Raw genomic sequence first — 10,033 nt, 5'->3', positions numbered from 1 at the left:
GATATATACACCACAGAAGTATGCTCCTGGTGGATAAATAGATTGATTAGTACCTAGGATATGAAATTTACAATGCCGACGATTTCGTAAAAAAGTGAACTGACTACGTAACGTAGCCATCAGCGTCAAAGATAGCCGACGACCTTGTACGTTACGTAACCGACGAGTTCGCGGGTTAGGTAGTAGGCGTTGAAGAAAGTTTCTTCGTTGGGGAGCAGCCATTCAGCCACTGCAAACGACCGGCGCCCGCTCAGAAAACTGCCAGGAAATGGGGTTACCATGGCACCTTCCTTCTCAAAACAGCCAACTGCCCGGCGCATATGCCAGGCCGACGTAACGAGTACGCAGCGATTGGTATGAAAGGCCTTCTGAAGCATCTGGACGGAGAAAACCGCGTTTTCGTGCGTATTCAGCGACTTGCTTTCCAGTAGAACATCGGTTGGAGAAACACCCGCTGTCATCAGAAATTGAGCAACGGTATGTCCTTCGTCACTAACGTCTCTGGCCCGAAACGGTAAATTTCCAATACCTCCACTGACAATAATTTTCTGAACCGCGCCTGATTTATACAGATACAGCGCTTGCCCGGCCCGGTCGGCTTCACGGCCCAGATTGAATCGGGCGTTACGTTCCCGCTTACTACCTGGAACTTCCTTTCGGGCGTTTGTCATACCTCCTGTTAATACGACGGCTATCCGTGCAGAGGAACCTGTAGGAACCGGCAGATCCACCTGAATAGGATACTCCCACCATAATGCCAGTTCGTTCATTAAAAACGGATTACCCAACAGCCAGAAAATACCTAACGTACTCGCTATCAACCATTGACGTCGTGTTATACTTTTCGTAAAAAAAGCAAACATGAGCAACCCAACGATCCATCCGGCAGGGGTGAGTAGATACGTAACGGTTTTAGAAAAGAAATAAAACATAGACTAGAAAAGCCCGGTAAGCGTTTTGTTAGCAGGCTTGTTTATTGCTTCAGCATCAGGATTTCGTCGTAAAGAGACCATTATAGCCCGAAACGAATCGCAAGCGATGAACGGCTTTTTGCCGTAAATTTGTCTTATCAGAATGTGCGAATATACGTACCGCTTTTTATGAAAAATCCGCTCCTGGCTGCGCTTTTTGGCCTTCTTCTATCCACTAGCTTATGGGCGCAATCAGCCACTGAAACCCCGTCGGGCAGTTATAAAATTGCCGGCCACATCAAGGGTTTGAAAGACACAACCTGCATTTTGGCGCATTACCTGGGTAGTACGCAGTATATCCCCAAAGATACGGCTCGCATTGATGGCGCAGGCAATATGGTTTTTGAGGGAAACAAAAGTTTGCCGCAGGGCTTATACCTCGCCGTAACCCCCAAAAACCGTTACATTCAATTTCTTATTACCGACGATCAGGAGTTTTCATTTGATACAGATACCGCCAACGTCATTCAGGCCATGAAGGTGACCGGATCGAAAGAAAATGAGCTGTTTTACGCTTATCAGCAGCAATTAAACAAGTTTCAGGCCGAAGCCCAGGCGCTGGGTAAGTCGCAAACGAATGCCGCTGCTATGAGCACGCTGCAAAAGCAGGCCAATACGTATCGGAAGGAGTTTCTGACCAATAACGCTGGCACGTTTACCGTTAAACTGCTCAAAGCAAGCGCTGAACCCGAAGTTCCACCCGCTCCCAAAGCCGCCAATGGCCGACCTGATTCGGTCTGGGTTTTCAATTATTTCAAGAAACACTTCTGGGATGATTTCGATTTTGCTGACGAACGATTTGTCCGTACGCCGTTCCTCCAGCAGAAAGTTGATCGGTACATTCAGGAACTGACCGTGCAGGTGCCCGATTCGCTGATCAAAGAAGCGGATTACGTAGTAAATAAAGCGCTGGCGGGAAAAAACAAGGAAGTAAAATACTATACCATCTATTACATCACCCGGCCCTACGAACAACCGAAAGTAAACGGTACGGATGGTCTTTTCGTACACATGTTCGAGAAGTATTACGCAACCGGCATCATGACCGTTTCGGACTCATCGACGCTCAAAAGTGTTGGCGAGCGGGTGGCCTCCATGAAACCAAATCTTGTGGGAAAAGTATTAGCAGCTCCCGTTATCACCGATACGTTGCGTAAGCCCATTATTATGCAAAATATCAAAGCCAATTACACAGTAGTTTTCTTCTACTCGCCAACTTGTGGTCACTGTCGGGAGAGCGCGCCGAAGCTGCAAAAATTCGTAGACGACTACAAAGGCAAAGGGATTGAAGTCTTGGCGGTTGCCATCGACCAGGACATGAAAGAATGGAAGAAGTTCATCAAGGAATTCAAACTTGGCAAGGCTATCAACGGGATGGATGTTGCCAACCGGACGAACTACGCCAAGCAATACGATGTCTGGACTACACCGACCGTTTATGTGCTCGACAAGGATAAGCGAATCATTGCCCGTAAACTTCCTGTCGATCAGATCGAGGACTTTGTCTTATTTTATCAGAAGCAACACCCGGCCCCAAAGGCGCCTACCAACGCCAAGGCGAGTGTAAAAAAATAGCGTGCAACGTAGCGTGGATCGGCCGATCCACGCTACGTTGTTCACTTCATCTTCGTCCGTTTTACTAGATAAGCCGTCAGGATCTGGTCGAAACCCTGCGCGATATCGGCTTCAATAAAGTCGATTTTATATTGGCCGCAGCGCATTTTTAATTCCTGAAAATACGATTTCACGGCCTGCTGATACGTATCACGCACCTGCCCAGGCTGAATTTTCACTTTCTCGCCCGTTTCCAGATCAATAAATTCATAAGGGCGCTCATCGAAAGCAAATTCTTCTTCCGTTTTTTTGTCTGTTACGTGAAACAGTAGTACCTCGTGCAAATTATGCCGCAGGTGTTGCAAAGCCGAAAAAAGCGCATCCGACTTCTCGCTGTTATCGAACATATCGCTGAAAATCACCACCAGCGAACGCTTATTAATTTTCTCGGCTACCTGATGAATAACATCGGCAGCCGCCGTTTTACGCAGCGGGTTGGGCTGCTGCATCAACTGATCAAGATGCGTGAACAGCTTATGCACGTGCGAAGGCGTCGACTTGGTAGGCGTTTGCAGGTCAATGGTATCGGCGAAGGTGGTCAGGCTTACGGCATCTTTCTGTCGCTGAAGCATATACGCCAAACACGCAGCTGCCATTACACTGAACGTCATTTTTCCGTAGTTCGATTCAGGATAATACATCGACGACGACGTATCGATCAGCACGTGACAGCGCAGATTGGTTTCCTCTTCATAACGTTTCACAAAAAGCTTTTCGGTCTTTCCGAATACCTTCCAGTCGATATGCCGGGTTGTTTCGCCGGTATTGTAGAGCCGGTGTTCAGCAAATTCCACGGAGAACCCATGAAACGGTGATTTATGGAGCCCCGTAATAAAGCCTTCGACTAACTGACGGGCCAGAAACTCGACATTACCAAACGAGCGTACCTGGCTGAGGTTAAGTGGCTGTTTCATTCATTGAGTGATTGAGTGATAAGCGAGCGCCGGCCGTTCGCTTATTGAACATAACGTAAAAAAGTGAACCGTTCGCCATTTCTCACAGGAATTGCACAGAGAAATAGCGAACGGCTCGGTAACGTAGCAGGAAGCGGCTTTCTTACAAAGCGGGCTCCAGTCTGGATTGATAAGCGATCGGCGTGTTAAACACTGAAGGGTTCAGTGCAACAGCACGACTTTTATTGACAACGCGTAATGATACGTTGGCAATTCCTTTGGAAACCATGCCAAGAGCATTGGCAGCAGCGTGGGTTAGGTCAATGACACGGCCTTTGGAAAAGGGGCCCCGATCATTGATTCGTACAATTACTGAACGTTGGTTATCCAGATTTGTAACTTCAACCAACGTATTCAACGGTAGGCTTCGATGAGCGCCTTCAAGGGCTTTTGCATCAACACGCTCACCATAATAGGTCTTGCGACCATTGAACTTCTTGGAATAAAAAGACGCTTTGCCTTTCTGTATGAGGCCCGGAAGGACCTCCGCCGATTTTATGTTGCCGAAAAACAACATAAGGGATACGATTAAACTCATACAGCTTTTGGTTACGTGAAAAAAAATAGACGGCGTGTATGTTTGCGAATATGGCACATACACGCCGTCCCCAAAAAGTGCAATTCCTGTAAAACAAAGATATATTAGATAAGCTTAATTACCAAGCATTTAGCCAAAAAACTGTGGAACGGCCTCCACATCACTGGTATTTTATCGTGGTTATTTCTCTACGAAATATATTTAGTCGGTTTCTTTTTGTTCTTTCCCGATTGCCCGTACTTTAGCGGTTGTTAACTGATTAAATCGATTAAATAGTGGACGAAAGAGATCGGGAAAAAATCTACTCAAAGCGCGTTCGTGCCGGAAAACGAACTTATTTTTTCGACGTTAAGTCGACCCGTACCAACGATTATTACCTCACCATCACGGAGAGTCGACGACATCCGCAGGGAGAAGGTTTTATCTATGAAAAACATAAAATGTTTCTCTACAAGGAAGATTTCGACAAATTCGTTGAAGCGCTGCAGGGTACTGTCGATTACGTAAAAACGGAGCTGCTGCCCGATGTGGATTTTAATCAGTTCGCCCATCGTGACGAGCAGGATGATTTTGCCAGCGAACTCAAGTGGGACTAATCAGACGGATAATCTCTTAACTGCGCTTTATGATTGAACTATACTGGCATCTTTAATTCATTTATCCGTATACATCCAGCCCTCGGTTTCAACGCCGAAGGCTTTTTTTGTGGTCCGACGTTGCGGTTGTACTTTTGTAGAAAAACTAATTGATGGTTGATCGAATGACCGGGCCGCCGGAGCCATGACTGAGTGTCAGCTAGTCACTCAATCGCGTATTTGCTCAACCACTCATTCATAATCATGGGCTTACAATGTGGGATCGTGGGTTTGCCAAACGTAGGCAAATCAACACTGTTTAATGCAATTTCGAGCGGTAAGGCCGAAGCAGCCAATTATCCGTTCTGTACGATAGAACCAAACGTCGGCGTAGTGACCGTACCTGACGAACGTCTGAATGCGCTGGAAGGTTTGGTGAAGCCACAGAAGGTGGTACCAACCATTATCGAGTTCGTGGACATTGCCGGACTGGTGAAAGGAGCCAGCCAGGGTGCAGGGCTAGGGAACAAGTTTCTGGCCAACATCCGCGAGGTCGATGCCATTGTGCACGTAATACGTTGCTTCGAAGACGAAAATATCGTTCACGTAGAAGGCAAAGTGAACCCGGTTTCTGACAAGGAAATTATCGACGCTGAACTTCAGCTAAAAGATTTAGAATCTGTCGATAAGAAAATACAGCGTATCGCGAAAGCCGCTCAGGTAGGTGATGCCAAAGCCAAAGCCGAACTGGAGATTTTGAAGCAATACAAATCGGCTCTTGAAGCAGGCAAAAGTGCCCGTACCGTAGCCCTATCGCCCGAAGAACGCGAAGCAGCTATTGGTGATATTGCGCTTTTAACCGTAAAGCCAGTCATCTACGTAGCGAATGTGGATGAAGCGTCCTTACCGAATGGAAATGCCTATTCCGATGCGCTCCGGGAAGCGGTTAAAGATGAAGGTGCCGAAGTAATTGTGATCAGCGCAAGTATTGAAGCACAGATTGCCGAAATGGAAGATCCCGAAGAACGCGAACTGTTCCTGGGCGAGTACGGCCTGACGGAATCGGGTCTGAGCAAGCTGATTAAAGCTTCGTACAAATTGCTGGGTCTCATTACGTATTTTACGGCTGGAGTTAAGGAAGTCCGTGCCTGGACGATCCACCGCGGCTGGAAAGCGCCACAGGCTGCCGGGGTTATTCACTCCGATTTTGAGAAAAAATTCATTCGCGCCCAGGTTATGAAACTACCCGATTTTCAGCAGTTCAAAACGGAAGCGGGCGTACGCGAAGCGGGTAAACTAGCGGTCGAAGGCAAGGAATACGTAGTACAGGACGGCGATATTATGGAGTTCCTGCACAGCGCGTAAAAGGGATCAGCAAACGAATTAATTTATAGCGGGTGACCTGAACAGGTCACCCGCTTTTTTTTAGCATGTCGCATTTCTTCAATACAAGGCGGTTTTGGCCGGATACTTTTGCAATGAAATTTTTCAAATACATAAACTATCCACATGCAAAAGTCAATTATCAATCCCTGGCAATGGCAAAACAAGTTGGGTTACGCCCAGGCCGTCGAAGTAGCTCATGCTACGCATACTCTATACTGCGCAGGCCAGGCAGCCATGGATGCTGAAGGCAATCCTGTTAGGGCTGACATGAGCAGTCAAATCACTTCCTGTTTCGATAATCTGGAAACCGTACTCCAGCAGGCTGGCTATTCACTTACTGACGTAATACGCCTAAATTATTACACGACGTCTATCCCGGATTTTTTTGCGGCTTATGGTCAGGTAATCAGCCGACTGAGTGCCGCCGGTTGTACACCATCCAGTACGCTGGTCGAAATAAAAGCGCTGGCGTTTCCTGGGCTGATGATCGAGATAGAAGCAACCGCTGTCAACTAAATTCCTCCTCTTTACTAAGCAAAAAACATGAACACACAACGCTACAACGTATTCAATCAAATTCACAAGGGTCTTCGGGGTATGCTGTACAATACCGCCCTTCAATTGCAACAAACCGATTTTGCCGAGCCAGAAGCCGATGCTACGGTCCAGCAGTTGGAGCAGGTGTTGCTTTTCTTCGACGAACACGCCGAAAACGAAGACCAGTTTATCCTGCCACACATTAAAAAACATAATCCGCAACTGGTTGATGAACTGGAAAAAGACCATGATATCGACCATCGGCTAACGCAAACCCTGTTCAATCACATTCAGGAGTGGAAAGAAGCAACGCAGCCAGAGCTCAAAGAAACAATTGGCCAACAGCTTTTCTTTTCCTTCAACGAGTTCATTGCGTTTAATCTGTATCACATGAACAAAGAGGAGAACGTATTGATGTATCTGCTCTGGAAGCATTATAGTGATGCCGAAATTCATCAGATGGAAGCCGAAATCCTGAAATCTATTCCGCCCCAGACGCTGTTTGCCGAAAGCCGCTGGATGATGCGTTCCATCAACAACAAAGAAGTAATTGGGTGGCTGTCGGGTGTGAAACAGGGAGCGCCAGCACCGGTTTTTCATAATTTCCTGAAAATGGCGGAAGATGAGCTGTCGCCCGACCGTCTGAGCAAAGTTCAGGCGGCATTGGCCCTTGCGTAACCGGTTACGAAGATGTCGCTTTTTTTCAATACCCGGCCGCATCGAGCGTCTACCTTTACTGGACTATTCGCAACCTCAGTCCGTATTAACCACTAATGAACACGAGTTATCAGGAATTTAAGCCGTCGGCAGCACTACAACCCTACGTTGATACGTACTGGCTACACCATTTCGAGACCGACAGCAACGAAGAGTCGCCTATTCAACGCTGTTTACCGTTCGGAACCCTGGAAATGATCTTTCATCTGGACGATAACCTCTGCCACGTACTGATGAATAACAACTGGCAGAAATTACCACAGGCCTTTTTTGTAGGTCTCTATCGGGACTCGGTGCAATGGAAATCGGTGGGAACAGGTCGAAAATTTGGTATTCAGCTAAAGCCCGAAAGCCTTCTTCAGTTGTTCAACGTACCGGTAGCTTCTCTGTTCAATGATTTTACAGACCTGGAGAATGTATTTGGTAAAACGATCAACCGGCTGGTGGAGAAAATGCACGGTTTGCAGGATATTAAGGCCGTGATTGAAGCCGCCGAAGCGTTTTTACTGGCGCGACTCAAGAATCTGAATGACGAGCGGAATTATTTATTTGAGGCAACCCGACTGATCCGTCAATCCAAAGGTAATCTGTCGATAGAATCACTAAGCGACCATCTGTATATCAGCAAGCGGCAACTGGAACGTAGTTTTAAAGATAACTACGGCACTACGCCCAAGATGTACCAACGTATCATTCGGTTCCGCAATGCGTATGAATACTTCCATCAGACGTCAACGGCACCTAGCTGGCTGGATATTTCCTACAATTTCGGGTATTCGGATCAGGCCCATTTTATTCGGGACTTCAAAGAGTTCACCAACGACGTTCCGACAGTAGTTTTTTATGATACGGGTCAGTTTTTCCGAAAATACACCTCCTGGGGCATACACATGAGTTGCTGAGCCACGGTCGCAGCCTCATCTGTTCCCGGCTTTATTTACAAACAACAAGTAAACATGATCAAATTAATGTATCTGGCGGCTATAGCCGTCATCGGGCTCGCTTGTGCCTTTACCAGGCACCACAAACCATCTGAGCCGCTACAACGTAGCACCAGCGTTATGAAGCATCCTAATCAGGACGTACTTATAAAACGAGGCCAGTATCTGGTTACGATTATGGGCTGTGGCGATTGCCATTCTCCCAAAAAGATGACGCCACAAGGACCGGCTCCTGATATGGACCGTTTTCTATCGGGCTATAATAGTGCTGTGCCATTAGGCACGTACGACAAAAATCTGGTTAAAACGGGCCAGTGGGTTATGTTCAACGGGCAGAATACGGCCTTTGCAGGCCCCTGGGGTGTATCCTTTGCGGCTAACCTGACGCCCGACGCAACCGGAATCGGTAGCTGGTCATTTGAACAATTTACCAGGGCTATGCGGCAGGGTAAATTTAAAGGACTTGATAATACACGGCCTCTCCTACCCCCTATGCCCTGGCCGGGCTACGCCGTCATGACTGATGATGATATGCAGGCAGTATTTACATATCTGAAATCACTGAAGCCTATTTCGAACGTAGTACCGGCGGCTATTCCACCAGCCCCCTGAGTGACGATTTATGACTGCATGAGCACGTAGCATAAAGAACGAAACCTCGCTCTATGTGCTACGTGCCCATGTTGCTAAATCTTATTTTCGTTTATTCACGCCTAGCCGTTTATAGGCAATTAATTGATCGGCGCGGGAAGCGGGTGGGCGGTGGTACACGAATACTTCGTAATCGTTCTCGGTAGATGAGTAGCTACCCTCAATGTAGTTCTCATCTACTTTTGGCTGGGCGTCGTTGGTTTTCACTACGTAGTCGTAATTGTAAACGCCCTGCTTGAGCAAAACTGAGCCCCGATACGCGTTGAGTAGCGGATCGTAGGTCATGCGATTCGTATCGTTCAATTGCCAGAAATTAAAAGCCCCGTTGACAAATACCTCTACATTAGGAATCTCGGGCGTTTTGAGCGTAAATACCGTTTCGATGTAATCGGCATTTGTGGCACCGTTTCCGGTTTCACGGTGGTCGATGACGAACAGGCCGTTGAAATCATCACTCTGGATATAAGCGCCCCGGCTACGTGGCTGATCTACCTGTACGTAAGCAATGTTACGGTCGGCAGGGCGGTCGATACGTTCGATGTAGTTGGCTCGCGAAAGCACCGTTCGCGTATCGAAGAACCGAAATTCATTCCCGCCCGCCATCGTATTACTCATATCAATGAGCTGATACTCCAGAACCTGGTCGAAAGCCCGCACATTGGTCGGGCGAAGTCCTCGGATTTCGCGGTCATCCCGATAATTCTGACGGATAATTATCCTGAAATCATCCTGTGGCGAAATCACCTGGTAACCTCTGTAATTGATCACCAGGTCTACTTGCTGGCTACTGAACTGATAGGCCGGATTGGTTGAAAAACGAACATCAGCAGCCACCGTTACGCGATTTTGATACGTACTGAACCGCCGGGTGAAAATGATGTTGTTCCGGTTTCGTTCGTCATACACGACAATCAGGTAATTGCCGGGCAGTTTCACACGAGGCAACGTAAAGCGATAATGGAAATACGGAATTTTCGTGTTGATGGACGTCTGATATTCTGTAATCGGATTGTCGTTGTATTCGTACGTAAACTCAATATCGTTCAGAATGGAGCGCTGCCAATCGGCATTGCAATGGATCAACCGGGCGCGAAACGAACGGTAAGTGGCCGTCAGATCATCAAATTCAAGCTGAAGAACGGTTTGTTCA

Annotated in this window: 11 protein-coding genes; 7 read left to right on the top strand and 4 right to left on the bottom strand. The window is 47.3% G+C overall.

Translation table 11 applies throughout. The features are described from left to right. Positions 1 to 125: 125 nt before the first annotated feature. The gene (locus ACOJS8_RS16650; RefSeq protein WP_420149672.1) at positions 126 to 932 is read right to left on the bottom strand and encodes a YdcF family protein; all 807 of its coding nucleotides are present in this window, start codon (positions 930 to 932) and stop codon (positions 126 to 128) included. A 168-nt stretch (positions 933 to 1,100) separates the two neighbouring features. On the opposite strand from ACOJS8_RS16650, the gene ACOJS8_RS16645 reads away from it, so the two are divergent. Next, positions 1,101 to 2,546 (top strand): thioredoxin-like domain-containing protein, encoded by a 1,446-nt coding sequence (locus ACOJS8_RS16645; protein ID WP_420149671.1) that lies wholly within the window; start codon positions 1,101 to 1,103, stop codon positions 2,544 to 2,546. 41 nt (positions 2,547 to 2,587) lie between these two features. Here ACOJS8_RS16645 and ACOJS8_RS16640 read toward each other — a convergent pair whose 3' ends face one another. Then, positions 2,588 to 3,499, bottom strand: a complete 912-nt coding sequence (locus ACOJS8_RS16640) for a DUF58 domain-containing protein (RefSeq protein ID WP_420149670.1) — start codon at positions 3,497 to 3,499, stop codon at positions 2,588 to 2,590. A gap of 142 nt (positions 3,500 to 3,641) precedes the next feature. Next, positions 3,642 to 4,076, bottom strand: coding sequence for a septal ring lytic transglycosylase RlpA family protein (locus ACOJS8_RS16635; protein ID WP_420149669.1), 435 nt, complete (start codon positions 4,074 to 4,076; stop codon positions 3,642 to 3,644). Positions 4,077 to 4,351: 275 nt separating this feature from the next. Between ACOJS8_RS16635 and ACOJS8_RS16630 the strand changes: the two genes are divergently transcribed. From ACOJS8_RS16630 to ACOJS8_RS16605, 6 genes are all read left to right on the top strand, one after another. Next, on the top strand, positions 4,352 to 4,672 hold the full coding sequence (locus ACOJS8_RS16630) for a DUF3276 family protein (protein ID WP_420149668.1): 321 nt from the start codon (positions 4,352 to 4,354) through the stop codon (positions 4,670 to 4,672). 243 nt (positions 4,673 to 4,915) lie between these two features. Continuing rightward, a complete protein-coding gene (ychF, locus tag ACOJS8_RS16625) occupies positions 4,916 to 6,016 on the top strand; it encodes a redox-regulated ATPase YchF (RefSeq protein WP_420149667.1) in 1,101 nt (366 codons plus the stop codon). A gap of 144 nt (positions 6,017 to 6,160) precedes the next feature. Next, positions 6,161 to 6,553, top strand: coding sequence for a RidA family protein (locus ACOJS8_RS16620; RefSeq protein WP_420149666.1), 393 nt, complete (start codon positions 6,161 to 6,163; stop codon positions 6,551 to 6,553). A 27-nt stretch (positions 6,554 to 6,580) separates the two neighbouring features. Beyond that, positions 6,581 to 7,252: a hemerythrin domain-containing protein gene (locus ACOJS8_RS16615; protein WP_420149665.1), complete on the top strand. Its 672-nt coding sequence runs from the start codon at positions 6,581 to 6,583 to the stop codon at positions 7,250 to 7,252. 95 nt (positions 7,253 to 7,347) lie between these two features. Further along, on the top strand, positions 7,348 to 8,193 hold the full coding sequence (locus ACOJS8_RS16610; protein WP_420149664.1) for a DUF6597 domain-containing transcriptional factor: 846 nt from the start codon (positions 7,348 to 7,350) through the stop codon (positions 8,191 to 8,193). 54 nt (positions 8,194 to 8,247) lie between these two features. Then, entirely contained in the window at positions 8,248 to 8,844 is a 597-nt protein-coding gene (locus ACOJS8_RS16605; RefSeq protein WP_420149663.1) for a c-type cytochrome, read from the top strand. An 81-nt stretch (positions 8,845 to 8,925) separates the two neighbouring features. On the opposite strand, the gene ACOJS8_RS16600 is transcribed toward ACOJS8_RS16605, so the two are convergent. After that, positions 8,926 to 10,033, bottom strand: a 1,108-nt coding sequence (locus ACOJS8_RS16600; protein WP_420149662.1) for a DUF5103 domain-containing protein, incomplete at its 5' end; no start/stop codon positions are given.

The sequence above is a fragment of the Spirosoma sp. genome, from assembly GCF_048594605.1.
Classification (GTDB): Bacteria; Bacteroidota; Bacteroidia; order Cytophagales; family Spirosomataceae; genus Spirosoma.
The sequence above is the reverse complement of the archived record's forward strand: the minus strand, read 5'-3'. Positions and strand labels throughout refer to the sequence as shown.